Origin of the sequence: Streptosporangium brasiliense (genome assembly GCF_030811595.1) — a bacterium.
Taxonomy (GTDB): Bacteria; Actinomycetota; Actinomycetes; order Streptosporangiales; family Streptosporangiaceae; genus Streptosporangium; species Streptosporangium brasiliense.
The window spans coordinates 368,237-383,583 of record NZ_JAUSRB010000001.1 but is presented as its reverse complement, the minus strand read 5'-3'; the positions used below and the strand labels follow the sequence as shown (position 1 = coordinate 383,583).

Annotated in this window: 11 protein-coding genes; 4 read left to right on the top strand and 7 right to left on the bottom strand. The window is 73.1% G+C overall.

Going from position 1 to position 15,347, the window contains the following annotated elements; translation table 11 throughout:
• The first annotated feature begins 16 nt into the window (after positions 1 to 16).
• The 3 genes from J2S55_RS01700 to J2S55_RS01690 are packed head-to-tail and all read left to right on the top strand — an operon-like array spanning position 17 to position 4,462.
• On the top strand, positions 17 to 1,591 hold the full coding sequence (locus J2S55_RS01700; protein WP_306856769.1) for a class I adenylate-forming enzyme family protein: 1,575 nt from the start codon (positions 17 to 19) through the stop codon (positions 1,589 to 1,591).
• Entirely contained in the window at positions 1,588 to 3,711 is a 2,124-nt protein-coding gene (locus tag J2S55_RS01695) for an acetate--CoA ligase family protein (protein ID WP_306856768.1), read from the top strand. Before J2S55_RS01700 ends, J2S55_RS01695 begins: the two co-directional genes overlap by 4 nt.
• A gap of 1 nt (position 3,712) precedes the next feature.
• Entirely contained in the window at positions 3,713 to 4,462 is a 750-nt protein-coding gene (locus J2S55_RS01690; protein ID WP_306856767.1) for a glucose 1-dehydrogenase, read from the top strand.
• A gap of 132 nt (positions 4,463 to 4,594) precedes the next feature.
• On the opposite strand, the gene J2S55_RS01685 is transcribed toward J2S55_RS01690, so the two are convergent.
• Complete coding sequence (locus J2S55_RS01685) at positions 4,595 to 5,230, bottom strand: PaaI family thioesterase (protein ID WP_306856766.1); 636 nt, start codon at positions 5,228 to 5,230, stop codon at positions 4,595 to 4,597.
• Between the two features lie 394 nt (positions 5,231 to 5,624).
• Here J2S55_RS01685 and J2S55_RS01680 point away from each other — a divergent pair, with 394 nt between their 5' ends.
• Positions 5,625 to 7,487, top strand: coding sequence for a CHAP domain-containing protein (locus J2S55_RS01680; RefSeq protein ID WP_306856765.1), 1,863 nt, complete (start codon positions 5,625 to 5,627; stop codon positions 7,485 to 7,487).
• A gap of 127 nt (positions 7,488 to 7,614) precedes the next feature.
• Here J2S55_RS01680 and J2S55_RS01675 read toward each other — a convergent pair whose 3' ends face one another.
• The 6 genes from J2S55_RS01675 to J2S55_RS01650 all read right to left on the bottom strand — a co-directional run bounded on the left by J2S55_RS01675 (position 7,615) and on the right by J2S55_RS01650 (position 15,314).
• A complete protein-coding gene (locus J2S55_RS01675) occupies positions 7,615 to 8,436 on the bottom strand; it encodes a TIGR03619 family F420-dependent LLM class oxidoreductase (RefSeq protein ID WP_306856763.1) in 822 nt (273 codons plus the stop codon).
• Positions 8,437 to 8,596: 160 nt separating this feature from the next.
• Positions 8,597 to 9,571, bottom strand: coding sequence for an acyl-CoA dehydrogenase family protein (locus J2S55_RS01670; protein ID WP_306856761.1), 975 nt, complete (start codon positions 9,569 to 9,571; stop codon positions 8,597 to 8,599).
• On the bottom strand, positions 9,568 to 10,713 hold the full coding sequence (locus J2S55_RS01665) for an acyl-CoA dehydrogenase family protein (protein ID WP_306856759.1): 1,146 nt from the start codon (positions 10,711 to 10,713) through the stop codon (positions 9,568 to 9,570). Before J2S55_RS01665 ends, J2S55_RS01670 begins: the two co-directional genes overlap by 4 nt.
• 135 nt (positions 10,714 to 10,848) lie before the next feature.
• Complete coding sequence (locus J2S55_RS01660) at positions 10,849 to 12,570, bottom strand: S1 family peptidase (protein ID WP_306856758.1); 1,722 nt, start codon at positions 12,568 to 12,570, stop codon at positions 10,849 to 10,851.
• Between the two features lie 647 nt (positions 12,571 to 13,217).
• The gene (locus J2S55_RS01655) at positions 13,218 to 13,475 is read right to left on the bottom strand and encodes a hypothetical protein (RefSeq protein WP_306856757.1); all 258 of its coding nucleotides are present in this window, start codon (positions 13,473 to 13,475) and stop codon (positions 13,218 to 13,220) included.
• Positions 13,476 to 14,564: 1,089 nt separating this feature from the next.
• Entirely contained in the window at positions 14,565 to 15,314 is a 750-nt protein-coding gene (locus J2S55_RS01650; protein WP_306856756.1) for an ABC transporter ATP-binding protein, read from the bottom strand.
• Positions 15,315 to 15,347: the final 33 nt, after the last annotated feature.

Below are 15,347 nucleotides of genomic sequence, written 5' to 3'. Positions count from 1 at the left end.
TCGACCGGAGGCCACAATGGCGCGATCCCCCTACGGCAACTACGCCTACGCCATCCTCACCGCCAACGCCCTGCGCACCCCGGACCGGGTCGCGCTGACCTACTGCGGCGAACGGAGCTTCACCTACGCCGAGCTCGACCGGACCGTCGACAGGCGCGCCCACGCCCTGTCGGCGGCCGGGATCGGGCCGCGGCGGCGGGTGGCGGCGCTGCTCAACGAGACACTGCACGTGGCCGAGGTCTACCTGGCGGCGGCGAAGCTGGGCGCGGTCACCGCGGCGCTCAACCCGTACTGGCCGGTGGACACCCTGCAGGCGGTCGTCGCGCACTCCGGCGCCACCGCCTTCGTCTACGACTCCACGGTGGAGCGGGCGGTGGCCGAGATCCGCCCCCGGCTCCCCGCCGTCACCACCTGGATCAAGGTCGGCGGTCCGGGCGAGGAGGCCGTCGACCTGGACGCGCTGACCGCCGACGCCCCGCAGGAGGCGTTCCCGCCGGAGGGCTCCGGGGACGACCCGCTCGCGCTCTACTACACCTCGGGGACCACCGGCCTGCCGAAGGCCGTGATCCACACGCACGCCTCGTCGCTGGCGACCGCACGGATCTGGCTGGACGTGCCGCGCGCCGAGGACTCGGTGCTCGGCACCGGAGCGATCATCTGGGGCATCGGCTTCCCCGCGCTGGTCGGGCCGGCGCTGTACGCGGGGATGCGGCTGGTGCTGGAGCAGGACTGGGGGCCGGCGAACTTCCTGAAGGTGGTCCCCCGCGAGAGGGTCACCCACGTCTCGCAGATCCCGTCGTTCTACGCGGCGCTGCTCGGCGCCGACGACCACGACGGGGTGGACCTGTCGTCCCTGCGGGTCATCATGCTGGGCGGCGAGGCGCTCCCGGCGGCGCTGCTGGCCAGGATGCGGCAGCGACTGCCCGGCGCGGGCGTCTACTGCTACTACGGCCAGACCGAGGCCCCCTACACCTGTTTCGGCCGGGTGGACGACGGCAGCACGCCGCTCGGCTCCTCCGGCAGGGCGAGGACCGGCAACGCCGTACGGATCACCGGGCCGTCCGGCGACCGGGTGGTCGGCGAGGTGGGCGAGATCAACCTCGCCGGGCCGCACCGGATGGCCGGCTACGACCGGCTCCCCGACAAGACGGCCGAGGTGCTGCGCGGCGAATGGTACGTGGGCGGCGACCTGGGCGTCCTGGCCGAGGACGGCAACCTGACCGTGCTCGGCCGCCGCGAGGACGCGATCCTGAAGGGCGGCGCCTGGTCGCAGCCCTCGACGGTGGAGGAGGCCGCGGTGGCACTGGACGGCGTGGCCGAGGCCGGCGCGGTCGGCGTGCCCGCGCACGTCGACGGCCAGGCCGCGGCCGAGCAGCGGATCCTGCTCGCGGTGGTCGCCCGGTCCGGGCACTCCCTCGACCCGTCGAAGCTCGCGGTCGCCCTCGCCGAGTCGCTGCCCGAGCACCAGCGGCCCGACCGCATCGTGGTCGCCGACGAGCTCCCCCACTTCCAGGACGCCTCCGGCGGACCCGGCAAGCTGCTGCGCCGGGAGATCCGGGAGAGGTACCTGCACCTCCTGGAGGGGGCGTGAGCGGGCCCGACCCCCTGACGACGGCCGCGCTCCCCGAGCACGAGGTCAAGGCGCTGCTGCGGGAGGCCGGCGTGCCGGTACCGCGCGGCGCCACGGCCGCCTCCGCCGGGCAGGTCGCCGCGGCGGCCGAGGGGCTGACCCCGCCGCTGGTGCTCAAGGCGTTCGGGGCCGGGCTGGTCCACAAATCGGACTCGGGCGCGGTACGGCTGGCGCTCGGCGGGCCCGCCGAGGCCGCCGAGGCCGCGGCCGGGATGCTGGAGGGGCTCCTCGCCCAGGGCATCACCCCGGACGGCTTCCTGGTCGAGGAGCAGGCCGCGCCGGGGGTCGAGCTGATCGTCGGCGCCGTCCGCGACCCGGGGTTCGGGCCCGTCCTGCTCGCCGGGCTGGGCGGCGTCTGGACCGAGGCCCTGCGTGACACGGCGGTGTGCCTGTGCCCGGTCTCCGAGACCGACGTCCGGCGGATGCTCGCCTCCCTGCGCGGCGCGCGGCTGCTGCACGGCTACCGCGGCCGCCCGGCCGTGGACCTGGACGCCCTGGTGAAGCTGCTGCTCACGCTCGGCGGGGCCGGCGGGCTGTGGGAGCGGCTGGAGCTCGGCGAGTTCGAGCTCAACCCGGTGATCGCCACCGGGCAGGGCGTCGTCGCGGTCGACGCCCGGCACATCCCGGATGAGCCCCGCGCGGAGCCGCCGGCCGCCCCGGCGGCCGGGACCGACTTCACGGCGCTGTTCGAGCCCCGCGCCGTGGCCGTCGTGGGGGCGTCCACCAGCCGGCCGAACTTCGGGAACATGTTCCTGGAGTTCTACCGGGCCACCGGGGTGCCGCTGGTGGCGGTGCACCCGGAGGCGGATGAGATCGACGGCGTGCCGGCCGTACCGGTGCTGGCCGACGCCGACGCCGACTACGCGCTGGTCGCCGTGCCCGCCGCGAGGTGCGCCGAGGTCGTACGGCAGGCGGGCGGCATCCCGTTCGTCCAGGTGATGAGCGGCGGGTTCGGGGAGGCGGGCGCGCCCGAACTGGAGGCCGAGCTGGTCCGGGCGGCGCGGGAGGCCGGGACGCGGCTGCTCGGCCCCAACTGCATGGGTGTCTACAGCCCGCGCGGCGGCCAGACCTTCATCGGCGGCGAGCCGGGTCCGCCCGGGCACGTGGCGCTGATCTCGCAGAGCGGCGGGCTGGCCGGGGAGGTCGTCAAGGTCGGCGAACGGCGCGGGCTGGCGTTCAGCCGGGTGGCCACGGTCGGCAACTCCGCCGACGTGACCCCGGCCGAGCTGCTGCGCTGGCTGGCCACCGACGAGCACACCTCGGCCGTCGGCATGTATCTGGAGGACCCGCGTGACGGCCGCGCCCTGTTCGAGGCCCTGATGTCCGTGCGCGGACGCCTGCCCGTCGTCCTGCTGGTCGGCGGCCGGAGCGCCCAGGGCCGGCGGGCCGCCGCCTCCCACACCGGCGGCATGGTCGGCGACGGACGCGTCTGGCAGGCCCTGGCCGGGCAGACCGGCGCCACCCTGGTCACCAGCCAGGACGACCTGATCGGCGCCCTGTCCTTCTTCCAGTCCCACACCGGCCGGCTGGGCGCCGTCCCGGCGGACGGCGAGGACGGGGACGGGGACTCCGCGGTGCTGGTGATCGGGCCGAGCGGCGGGGCGAGCGTCCTGGCCGCCGACGTGTTCGACGCGGCCGGGCTCTCGCTCGACGCGCTGCCGGAGGAGGCGAGGACCGGGCTGAGGGCGCTCGGGATCGGGGTCGGCAGCTCCCTGGCCAACCCGCTGGAGATCCCGGTGGGGCCGCGTGGCCGCCCCGAGCTGGTCCGGGAGGCCATCGCGGCGATCGTGGCGCGGCGACCTTACCCGGACGTCGTCGCCCACGTGAACGTGCAGAGCTTCTTCACCTACGGGAGCTCGGCCGAGCCGCTGTACGCCTGCGCCCGCAACCTCGCCCAGGCCCAGCAGGACCTGCCGGCGGTCAGGATCACGCTGGTCACCAGGAACGGCGAGTGCGCGCCGCCCGGGGTCGAGGACGGGGTCCGCGCGATCGCGGCCGGCGCCGGGATCCCCGTCTACCGTTCGATGGAGGCGGCCGCCGTGGCCGTCGCCGCCGCCAAACGTTTCACGCGAGGAGCCTGAGATGGGTCTGCTGGACGGCAAGGTCGCACTGATCACCGGCGGGGCCAGGGGCATGGGAGAGTCCCACGTGCGGCTGTTCCTGGAGGAGGGCGCGCGGGTCGTCTTCGGCGACGTGCTCGACGACGAGGGCAAGGCGCTCGCGGAGGCCACGGGGGCGCTGTTCGTCCATCAGGACGTGACGGGGCCGGAGGACTGGCGGCGGGCGGTGGAGGTCACCGTCGAGACGTACGGCAGGCTCGACGTCCTGGTCAACAACGCCGGGATCCTCAAGTTCCGCCGGATCGCCGACATGACGCCGGAGGAGTACGACCGGGTCCTCGACGTGAACCTCAAGGGCACCTGGCTCGGCGTCAAGTCGGTGATCGAGCCCATGAAGGCCGCCGGCCGGGGCTCGATCGTGAACATCTCCTCGGTCGAGGGCTTCATCGGCGCCGAGGGCATGTCGGCCTACGCGGCCTCCAAGTTCGGCGTGCGCGGCGTGACCAAGGCGGCGGCCCGGGAGCTGGCCCGCTTCAAGATCCGGGTGAACTCCGTCCATCCCGGCGCCATCAACACCTCCATGGTGCAGGACCCGGAGATCATGGCCGAGGTGGACGGCGAGGCGTTCCTGAAGTCCATGGTCATCAAGCGTTTCGCCAAGCCGGTCGAGGTCTCGCACGTGGTGGCCTTCCTCGCCTCCGACCGGGCGAGCTACTGCACCGGCAGCGAGTTCACGGTCGACGGCGGCATGCTCACCGGCGCGGGCTACTGAGCCCTGCCGCCGAGGCCCCGCCGGAGCGGCCCCACGGCCCGTCCGGCGCGGCATCGCGGCCCGTCAGGGTGCGCGGCGTCACGGCCCGTCAGGGTGCGCGGCGTCACGGCTCCCGAGGCCGGCAGGCCGGGATCATCCCGGCAACCGGTTCTGCGCCCACTCACGGGGGGTGATGAACAGGCCGGTGGCCTCGACCAGCGGTGTGCCGTCGGGGAGCGCGATCCGCCCCTCCGACCAGGACTTGCGGCCCTCGGAGCGGGTGTACTCGGCGGTCGCCACCAGCGGCTCGCCGTAGGGGACCCGGCGCAGGTAGCGCACGGTCAGGGTGGCGGTCATGCCGGCGACGCCGGCCATCGCGACCGCGTGGCCCAGCATGTGGTCGAGGATCATGGCACTGATCCCGCCGTGGACCGCGGCGGGCGGCCCCTCGTGCGTGGGGCGGAAGCTCAGCTCCGCGCGGACCGTCCCGTCCGGAGCGGTCCGGGCGACCAGCGGGAGGGCGTGCGGGTTGGCCGATCCGGTGACGGCGTTGCCCGCGTGCCGGGGCACGCCGTCGGGACCGATCTCGAAGGGCTGGGGGGAGGTCCGCCGCCGGGCGCTCAGGCGCTCGGTGAGGGCGGCCAGTTCGGCGGCGACCGCGGTGAGCTCGCTGTCCGGCACGTCCGTCAGCACGACGGCGTCGACCAGGTCGCGGGCCCGCTGGGTCAGTGCGGCCAGTGCCGCGAGAGCGGCGTCGGCGTCCTCGGTGGAGGCGAGATCGGTCGTCATGGGCCTACTTTAGAACACGTTCTACCGAATCACGTTCGGCCACCCCGGGACGGCCGAACGCCCGGACGGTCCACAAAACTTTTTGTTTGACCGGTTTAAGTGGGAAAAATGGTAAAAGCGCCTCTGACGTCGGTGTTTGCCACCCACCCCGAGGGAAGATCCCTTGGTGTGTGCTTTAACCTGTCTTGACCTTCCGCTCCAGACGGGTAACCTCCCTGGGCACGGAAGACAACTGACCAATGGTGCCGCCACACGGGTCCCGATCGTCCCTTTGGATCGCTCCCGTGAACGTGCCATCGCTCAACCCGTCTCCCGGTAGCCGGGTTGCGAGGGCGGCGCGACCATGCCTTCACGGCTGCCGGGGGTCCCCTCGAAACTGTCTATGACCCCTGAGATGCAGAAGTTCATCGAACTGCTGGAGAGCGAGCTCGGATACTCCGAGAAGGGCGGCGGTTACACCAAGTTCGGTCACTGGTACGGCGAGAACGTCGAGTCCGACGCCGACTACACCGCGGCACCCTGGTGTGACATGTATCTCTCCTGGGCGGCCAAGAAGCTCGGCTACGAGGACTGGGTCGGCCAGTTCGCCTACACCGTCTACCACGCCGAGTGGTTCAAGGAGCAGGACGCCTGGGGCACCACCCCCAAGCCCGGGGCCATCGTCTTCTTCGACTGGAGCGGCTCGAAGAAGATCGACAACATCGACCACGTGGGGATCGTCACCAAGGTGACGGGCAGGACGATCCACACGATCGAGGGGAACATCGACGGAGGCGTCGCCAAGCGCAAGGAGCGCGACACCGGCAAGGTCGTCGGCTACGGGTATCCGGAGAAGATCAAGGCCCGGCTGGACCGGGAGGCGTCCCAGAAGCAGACGATCGTCACCGCCGACGCGCGGGCGGACAACTCGGTGGTGCTCGACCCCGCCCCCAACCTGCTGGCCATGGTCCCCCCGCCCGACCTCGTCCGGGAGGCCGGCGCGTCGGCGGACCCCGCCCCGGCCAAGGCCGGTCCCAAGCACGCCAAGGCCGGTCCCAAGCACGTCAGATCCGCCGCCACCTCCTCCGCCGGCGAGAAGGCCGGTGAGAAGAAGGCCGCCGAAGTCGCCCCGCGGCCCACCCCGGAGACCGGCGAGACGCCCGTCCAGCCCCAGATCTCCGCCGGCCGCACCACCACGAGCGGCAAGCACGCCAAGGCCACCACCGCGGACACCAACGCGCTCGCGACCACCCCCACCGCCCTCAGCAGCGGTCTCTCCCCGCAGGTCCCCCAGCTCGGCAGCCCCACGGTGCTCGCCCCGGTCCTGCTCGCCGCGGTCGCGATCATCGCCCACGCCAAGGTCAAGCAGTCGAAGGCACGGCTGTCCTTCGCCGGGAGCGGCACCGCGCCCGCCCGCCCGTCCCGACGGACCCCGGGCCGCCGCCGCGCCCCCGGCCGCCGCCGGATCACCAAGGTCGCACCCGTCCTCGCCGAGGAGCGCCGGACCGTCCTGGAGACCGTCGCCGAGACCACGCTCGCGCCGGCCGCGACGGCCGATTTCCCCTCGGTCACGACCCCGCTCGCCCACGTCGGCGAGACCTCCTCGCCCACCCGCGTCGGGGAGACCTCCTCGCCCGCCCGCGTCGGCGAGACCTCCCCGTTCGGCCACACCGGCGAGAGCCCCTCACTCGGCCACGCCGTGGAGACCGCCCCGGCCGTCCGCGTCGAGGAGACCGCTCCGGCCGCCCTCGCCGGATGGACGGGCCCCTCCGACCGCGCCACGGGCACGGGCCCGCTCGGCCGCGCCGAGGAGACGGGCCTGGCGGGCCTCGTCGGAGAGACCGGCCTGTTCGGTCTCACGCGCGCCGAGCAGGCCAGCCTCGCCCGTGCCGAGGAGGCCATCCGGGCCAGCCTCGCCCGGACCGGGGAGAGCGGCCAGGGCGGCTTCTTCCGCCCCGAGGAGGGCACCCGGGCCCGCCTCGCCCATGCCGGCCGGACCGGCGCGGCGGGGCCGGCCCGCACCCAGGAGACCGGCCAGGCCGGCCGGCGCCACGACGGCCCCCGAGTCCCCTACCAGGGCAGGCGCCGCCTCCGCGAGCGCCCGGTCGTCGAGTCCTCGACCTTCGTCCAGGACGGCCCCCTGCGCGGCCGGCGCCACCGCCGGGCCGAGCCCGTGGTCAGCACGACCATCCCGACCGGCCCGCTCGCCGCCGAGTCCAGCGACGTCCTGGTCCACAGCGGCTACCAGGGCCGCCGCCGGGCGAGGGTGCCGGTCTGACGGAGGCGGACGCCCGTCCGTGACGGGTGTCCGCCGCTCGCCGCGGACGGGAGGGCCGCCCGGGGCCTCGGGCGGGTCCCCGCGGGGGTGGCCGGGCGAGGTGCCGGTCTGACGGAGGCGGCCGGCTCTAGAGGCAGTCGGCGGCGAAGGCCGTGAGACCGGCGACGGCGTCGCGGCCGCGGCGCCAGGGGCGGACGATCATGCGGTCCACGCCGAGCCTCTCCCACCGGGGGATCTCGGCGGGACCGGTGAGCGCGTAGGCGTGCGCGGTGACCGAGAAGGGACGGCCGTCGCGGAGCGCGGTGAGCCTGTCGAGCTGGGGGCCGATCGTCTCCAGGGAGTGCGGCATGCTGATCCAGCCGTCGCAGAGCCGGGCGGCCCGCCGCAGGGCCGCGCCCGACTCCCCTCCGGCCAGGATGGGCAGCCGGTCCTGGACGGGCTTGGGTTCGAAGGCGACCTCGGGGAAGCTGTAGAAACGCCCTCCGTGCTCGACGGCCGGCTCGGACCAGAGCCGCCGGGTCACCTCGATCGCCTCGTCCAGCCGGGCCCCCCGGGTGCCGAAGTCCATCCCGGCCGCCAGCCACTCCCCCTCGTACCACCCGGCGCCCACCCCGCAGATCGCCCGTCCTCCGGACACCCGGTCCAGGGTGGCGAAGGCCCGCGCGGAGACGAAGGGGTGCCGCAGGGCGTAGAGGTGCACCGCGGTGCCCAGCCGCACCCGGGAGGTCAGCCCGGCCAGCCAGCAGAGGTAGGCGGGGGCGTCGAACAGCGGGGTGCGCGGCGAGATCCCCGGCCTGTCGGTGCCCGGGTAGCGTGCCAGCGACAGGTCGGTGGCGAAGACCAGGTGCTCGGGCAGCCAGACCGACTCGAAGCCGAGCTCGTCCGCCGCGACCGCGACGTCCCGCCAGGCGTCCGGGTGGAGCAGTCCGAGGGGGACGCCGAACCTCATCGCCGCCCTCCCGCGCCCCGCCCCGGCCGGATCACGGCCACCTCCGCAACACGGGGACACCCATGACCGTAGGTCTCCCGCCCCGGCCGCGGACGGACCACGACCACCTCCCAGCTCCGGAAACACCTGTGATCGCGGGCCCCGCCGCGCCCCGGCCGGATCACGGCCATCTCCGCAACACGGGGGCGCCGAGGATCGCCTCTCTCAGCCGTGAGCGGTGCAGGGCGGTCCCGCCGTAGGCGGCCGAGAGCGACCACACCCGGGCGAGCCAGAGGCCCAGGTCGAGTTCGCCGGTGTAACCGATCGCGCCGTGCACCTGGAGGGCGGTCCTGGCGGCCAGCTCGGCGGCCTCGCCCGCGGCGGCCTTGGCCGCGCTGACGTCCCGGTCCACGGTGGGCAGGTCCCGGTCCACGGCGAAGGCGGCGGCGTAGACCAGGGGCGCGGCGAAGTCGACCGCGATGGCGACCTCGGCGAGCTGGTGCTTGACCGCCTGGAACGACCCGATCGGGCTGCCGAACTGCCTGCGCGTGCGCGCGTAGCCGACGGTGGTGTCCAGCAGGTGCCTGGCCGCCCCGATGAGCTGGGCGGCCACCGTGACCGTCATCGCGCGCGCCGCCGGGGCGGCCCCGGCCCGGAGCCGGGTCCCGTCGCGGAACTCCACGCCGAACAGCCGCCTGGCCCGGTCCACCCCGGGCTGGAGCGTCAGCCGTGCCGCGTCGGGCCGGACGGCGTACGGCACGCCCCCGCGCTCCACGATCAGCAGGTCGGCCAGGTCGGCGTCGGGCGAGTAGTCCTGGTCCCCGATCCGCACGCTGACCCGTAGCGAGCCCGCGGCGAGCTTGTCCAGCACCGGATCCCCCGCCAGCAGCAGGGGGGCGGCCACGACGGTCTCGGCCACCGGGCCGGGCAGCGCGGCCCGGCCGGCCTCCTCGAAGGGGAGGACCGCGTCGACGAGCCCCAGGCCGAGCCCGCCGTGCTCCGCCGGGACCAGCAGCCCGAACAGCCCGATCCCGGCGAGCTGGGGCCAGGCGGCGGTCCGTCCGTCCCGTACGGCCGCGGCCGGGCAGTGGGCCCTGAGCACCTGCCCGACCGCCGCCGCGAGGGCGAGCTGGTCGTCGGTGAAGGCGGAGTTCATCGTGGCAGCCCCAGAACGCGTTCGGCGATGATGTTCCGCTGGATCTCGTTGGTGCCCGCGTAGATCGGACCGGCGAGGGAGAACAGGAAGCCGTCCAGCCATCGGCCGCCCTCCTCCGCGTCGGGGGCCCCGCCGTCCAGCAGGCCGCGTTCGCCGAGCAGCCGGAGGGCGAGGGTGTGCATGCGCACGTCGAGCTCGGACCAGAACACCTTGCCCATGCTGGAGGCGGAGCCGATCTCCTCCCCCGCCGCCAGCCTGCGGGCGGTGCCGAAGGTGTGCAGCCGGTAGGACTCGGCGTCCAGCCAGGCCCGCGCCACCTGGTCGGCGAGGACCGGGTCGGCGCCGGTCGAGCGGGCCAGCCGGACCAGCCGGTCGGCCGTGGCGAGGAACCGGCCGGGGCTGCGCAGGGTGAGGCCGCGCTCGGAGGAGGTGGTGGCCATCGCGATCCGCCAGCCCTCGCCGGGGGCGCCGAGGACCTGGTCGTCGGGGACATACAGGCCGTCGAAGAAGAGTTCGGCGAACCCGTGCTCCCCGTCGAGCTGGGCTATCGGCCGGACGGTGACGCCGGCCAGGGGGAACATGAAGTAGGTCAGCCCCCGGTGCCGGACCGAGGCGGGGTCGGTGCGGAACAGCCCGAAACCCCAGTCGGCGTAGGAGGCGCGGGAGCTCCAGGTCTTCTGCCCGTGGAGCAGCCAGCCGCCCTCGGCCCGCTCGGCGCGGGAGGTGAGGGCGGCGAGGTCGCTGCCGGCCTCCGGCTCCGACCACGCCTGGGCCCAGATCTCGTCGGCCCGCGCCATGCCGGGCAGGAACCGTTCCCGCTGCCCGGCCGTACCGTGGGAGAAGAGGGTGGGGGCCAGGAGGAAGATTCCGTTCTGGCTGACCCGGCCGGGGGCGCCCGCCGCCCAGTACTCCTCTTCGAAGATCAGCCACTCGATGAGGCCGGCGCCCCGCCCGCCGTACTCGACGGGCCAGGACACCACCGACAGCCGCTCCTCGGCGAGCCGGCGCTCCCACTCGCGATGTGCCTCGAATCCCTCCCGGGTGTCCATGGAGGGCAGCGGGGCTCTGGGAACGTGCCCGGCCAGCCAGTCTCGCACCTCGGCCCGGAATGCCTGCTCCGCCCGCGTGAAGTCCAGATCCACTCAACCAACCTAGCGCACGCTTGGGAAGCCGTACAGGGAGGGACGGCACACGCCGAGGTCCACCGGTGGATTCACCGGCGGACCTCGGTGGGGCCTGGGCGGGACCGGGCGGGTCCCCGCGGCCGCCGGCGGAGCTCAGCGCTGGTCGGGCGGGCGCTGCCCCATGTTGCGGCGCAGCTCCTCCAGCTCCGCCTCCAGTCCGGCGATCCGGGTGTTCGCCCCGGGGCCGGGCCTGTGCTGCGGCGTCCCGTACGGCGACTGCGGGCGGACCGCCCGGGTGTCCTCGGGAGCGGGCGGGAGCGGATAGGGCGGCCGTTGCTGGTAGGGCTGCTGCTGCGGCGGCACGCCGTACGGCTGGCCGGGGTGGGCGGGCTGGCCGTACTGGCCCTGCCCCGGCGGCAGGTAGCCGGGCTGCGCCCCGTACGGCGCGGGTGGGAAGGAGGACGGCGGGGTCTTCGAGCGGCGCTTGCCCCTGACCACCGCGCCCAGCGTGCCGAGCACGAACAGGACGGCCAGGCCGCCGCCGCCCCACAGCACCCACGGCAGGATCGACGAGGAGCTCTCGTCCTTGCCCGCGGTGATGGCCTGCTGGGAGTCGGTGATGTACTTGGCGACGTACGGGTGGTTCGGATGCAGCGCCTGGACCTCACGGAACTTGGGCAGCGCGTCGGAGTAGCGGTTGGCGAAGAAGAGGTCGAGCGCCTCGTTGTAGGACTTCGTCGTCACCGACTCGGCCGACTTGATGTTCTTCTCGTTCAGCTTCTCCCTGACGATGCTGACCGGCAGCACGAAGCTCTCCCCCTCGGTGGAGCCGCCGTCCTGCTGGATCAGTCCTCCGACCAGGATTCCGATGACGTTGCCGTCCTTGCTGAACACCGGGCCGCCGGAGTTGCCCGGGTAGGAGGGGGCCTGGGTCTGGATGTACGGCACGCCCTCGGGGGTCTGGCGGCTGGCGTTGTAGGGGCCCTCGGTGAAGGCGGGGTCGAGCTTGGACTCGATGTTGAAGATCGAGGTCTGGGTCACCGTGCCGGGGAACCCGCTGATGTAGAGGGTGTCGCCCACCCGCACGTCCGAGTCCTGGCCCAGCGGAACGGTCGGCAGGTTGTTCTGCCCGTTGGCCTTGAGGATCGCCACGTCCTTGCCCGGGTAGACCGTGCCCTTGGCGACCAGCTCGATCGGCACCGCCTTGGCGGTCTTGTCCACCCCGCCACCCGGCAGGCTCTGCAGCAGTGACAGAGAGCTCTGGACGTTGCGGATCTTGATGTTCTCCGCGTTCCAGATCTGGAAGATCTTGGCGGCCGTCCGGACGATCTCCTCGTCGGAGGCGATGTCACCGAGGTCGGCCACCAGGTCGGCGGCGTCCTTCTCGTTGATCTTCGTGAGCGCCTGGGTCGCGAAGGTCTCCGCCAGCTCGCTCTCCTCCTGGCCGACGCAGTGGGCCGCGGTCACCATGTAGCCGTCCGGCGTGACCCACCATCCCGTGCACAGGCCGCCGGCCGTCGCCTCCACGACCCGCTCCGGCGCGCCGGGCGAGAAGTAGCGGCCCGGCTCCTTGGCCATCTGCTGGACGACCCACCGGTAGATGCTGTTCTCGTCGGATGAGATCTTGCCTGACTGGACGGCGGCGACCCCTTGCTGGGTCAGACCTCTGATCGCCTCCAGGTTCGCCACCGGGGTCGGCACGGCCACCTCGGCCGTGTAGGAGACCGAGGTCAGCTGCACGGCCGGATGCGTCCGGGCCGCCAGCCATGTCCCCACCGGAACGTCCAGATCTTTCGGCTTTGCCATGGCGGCGCCAGGCAGGGCCAGCACACCGGCCAGCACCAGGCCGGTCAAGGCGGTGAATCGTGCCCACATTTGCGTTCTCTCCCCAAAACTTGCTTCCCGGGCGAGAGCATGGCCGAGACGACTTGGGGGGCACTTGGAAGCGACTGGGAAATCGGCGGGGGACGCCCGGTGACGCACCACGAAGATCAAACGGGCCGGGCTTCCGGCGTACGGCCGGGGCGCGCACGAATGCACGGCCACGACGGCGAAGGCCGTGTCCGGTTATACCGGGCACGACCTTCGCGACATTATCCGCCCCCCTAAACACACCGGCGCGGCCCGGACGGGGAAAGTCCGGCCGGGATCCCTCCGGATCCCGGCACGGCTCTCAGGCCCGGCGGGGCCGGCCCGGCCGGCGGGCCGGCAGGGTCCCTAGCAGTGGCAGCACAGGCTGTACCGGTCGGTCAGCGCGCTCCACCTGCTCAGCAGGGACACGTGGCGCGCGCAGCCACCGAGGCCGAACGCGCCGAACTTCTCGGCGGAGCCGGCGAGCCCGACGACGCCGACGGAACATTCACGCCCGGTGAGACCGACCAGGCCGACGGAACCGACGGAACATCCACGTCCGCCGAGACTGATCAGGCCGACGGAACCGATGGAACATTCACGTCCGCCGAGGTCCAGGATCCCGACGGAGCCGACGGCGCATTCGGGCCCGCTGGAACTGACCGAACTGGTCAGCCCGGTCGGGCCGGCAGGACCCTCAGGACCGGCAGGACCAGCAGGGCCCTCAGGACCAGCAGGGCCCTCAGGACCAGCAGGGCCGGCAGGGCCCTCAGGACCGGCGGCACCCTCAGGGCCGGCAGGACCCTCAGGACCAGCGGGACCAGCGAGGCCCTCCGGACCGGCGGGGCCTTCCGGACCGGCGGGGCCTTCCGGACCCGCAGGACCCTCAGGACCGGCGGGGCCTTCAGGGCCAGCGGGACCAGCGGCACCCACAGGACCGGCAGGGCCCTCAGGACCAGTGGGACCCGCAGGGCCCTCAGGGCCGACCGGTCCCGCAGCGCCGACCGGTCCCATCGGTCCGGCCGGACCCTGAGGACCGGCCGGGCCCTCAGGACCTGCGGGGCCCTCAGGACCCGCCGGACCGACCGCGCCTGCAGGCCCCATAGGCCCGGCGGGACCAGCAGGACCGGCAGGACCGATGGGACCAGCAGGCCCCATAGGACCAGCAGGACCCGCAGGACCGGCAGGACCGGCAGGGCCCGCAGGACCCGCAGGACCAGCAGGGCCCATAAGGACAGTGGGACCGGCAGAACGCTTGGGACCAGCGGAATCGTCGGCCCGCTTGACGCTGGAGGAGCACGACTTCGAGGAGTCGTGACGGCGGCCGGGATTGTTGTTGTTGTTCTGGATGTTCAGGTTGCACTTGCTGTCGGAGCGGCAGGAGGAACACCGCTCCTTGCAGCACGAGGTGCAGTGCCTTCTCCGGCATCCGCACTGATGGCCCGGGCCCACGGGCTGCTTCACGACACGAGGCACGACGCGAGGCGCGGCGGGCTTTAGGGGCACCCCGTCGGCGCCGCCGATCCCGAACGGAGGGGCGATCGCTTCCGCGCGCTCGGCGGCGGCATCGGCCGGAGCCTGATTCGACGAGACTACGAGGACACCGGCGACGGCCGCCACGGCCAGGGCCCCCATACGCTTTCCGGAAATAGGAATTGATGACAATCTATTTCGGCGATGAAGCACTTAATTTCCCCTGAAGTTCCTAGTGGCAGGAAATATCGATCGGTCGCACCGCCACGATGGCGATTAGTCAGAATGTACCTTCAAAGCACCGGAGAGTGCCCGTTGACATAGTTGAGGGAAAGCAAATAAATGCCATGGAAACAAAACCTTCGCCGACTCTTCGCACGCTTCGCACTTGTTGTCGGGATTCAATGCGAAATCGGGACGCATATGCGCCCGATGATAAATAAGGCGCCGATGAGGCCGTCCGGTGGGATACCGCTCCTCGAAATCAGCAGAACGCACGTCAGCAACCGGAGCGCGGCACCGACCCGGAGCGCGGCTCTGGCCGGTCAGCCGAGATAGGCGGCGCGGACCACGGGGTCGTCACCGATCTCGGCGGGGGTGCCCGAGGCGATGACCTTGCCGAGATCGAGGACGACGAGGCGGTCGCAGGTGTTCATGACGAACCCCATGTCGTGTTCGACCAGCAGGACCGTGGTGTCCAGCGCTCCGATGATCTCCTTGAGACGGCCGGTCTGGTCGGCGTCCAGGCCGGAGGTGGGTTCGTCGAGCAGGAGCAGCGAGGGGCTGTCGGCGAGGGCGCGGGCCAGCTCGACGAGACGCCGCCGGCCGACGGGGAGGGCCGCCGCGTAGGCGTCGCGCAGCTCGGTCAGCCCGCACAGGGCGAGCACCTCGTCCACCCGCCGCCCGCGTTCCCGCTCCAGGCTCCGGCGGGTCCGCAGGCCGGTCAGGTCGGCCAGGAGACCCCCGCCTCCGCCCCGCCACTCCATCGCGGCCAGCACGTTGTCGGCGACGGTCAACCGGCCGAACACCTGGGTGCGCTGGAAGGTACGGCGCAGCCCTCCGCGTGCCCGCCGTACCGCCGGAACGCCCGTGGTGTCGCGGCCCGCCACCGACACCGAGCCCGAGGTCGGCCGGCGGAGGCCGGAGATCACGTCGAACAGCGTGGTCTTGCCCGCGCCGTTGGGCCCGATCACCCCGCAGACCTGCCCCCGCGGCACCTCGAAGGAGACGTCGGTGAGCGCCCGGACGCCTCCGAAGGACACCGACACGGCCTCGACGGTCAACGCTGTGCTCATCGCTCCCCCACCGCCCTCACCCGCAACGCGGGC

Coding starts and splice junctions, on each gene's coding strand:
- J2S55_RS01700 (WP_306856769.1), top strand. CDS start 17: ATGGCGCGATCCCCCTACGGCAACTACGCCTACGCCATCCTCACCGCC.
- J2S55_RS01690 (WP_306856767.1), top strand. CDS start 3,713: ATGGGTCTGCTGGACGGCAAGGTCGCACTGATCACCGGCGGGGCCAGG.
- J2S55_RS01685 (WP_306856766.1), bottom strand. CDS start 5,230: ATGACGACCGATCTCGCCTCCACCGAGGACGCCGACGCCGCTCTCGCG.
- J2S55_RS01680 (WP_306856765.1), top strand. CDS start 5,625: ATGCAGAAGTTCATCGAACTGCTGGAGAGCGAGCTCGGATACTCCGAG.
- J2S55_RS01675 (WP_306856763.1), bottom strand. CDS start 8,436: ATGAGGTTCGGCGTCCCCCTCGGACTGCTCCACCCGGACGCCTGGCGG.
- J2S55_RS01670 (WP_306856761.1), bottom strand. CDS start 9,571: ATGAACTCCGCCTTCACCGACGACCAGCTCGCCCTCGCGGCGGCGGTC.
- J2S55_RS01660 (WP_306856758.1), bottom strand. CDS start 12,570: ATGTGGGCACGATTCACCGCCTTGACCGGCCTGGTGCTGGCCGGTGTG.
- J2S55_RS01650 (WP_306856756.1), bottom strand. CDS start 15,314: ATGAGCACAGCGTTGACCGTCGAGGCCGTGTCGGTGTCCTTCGGAGGC.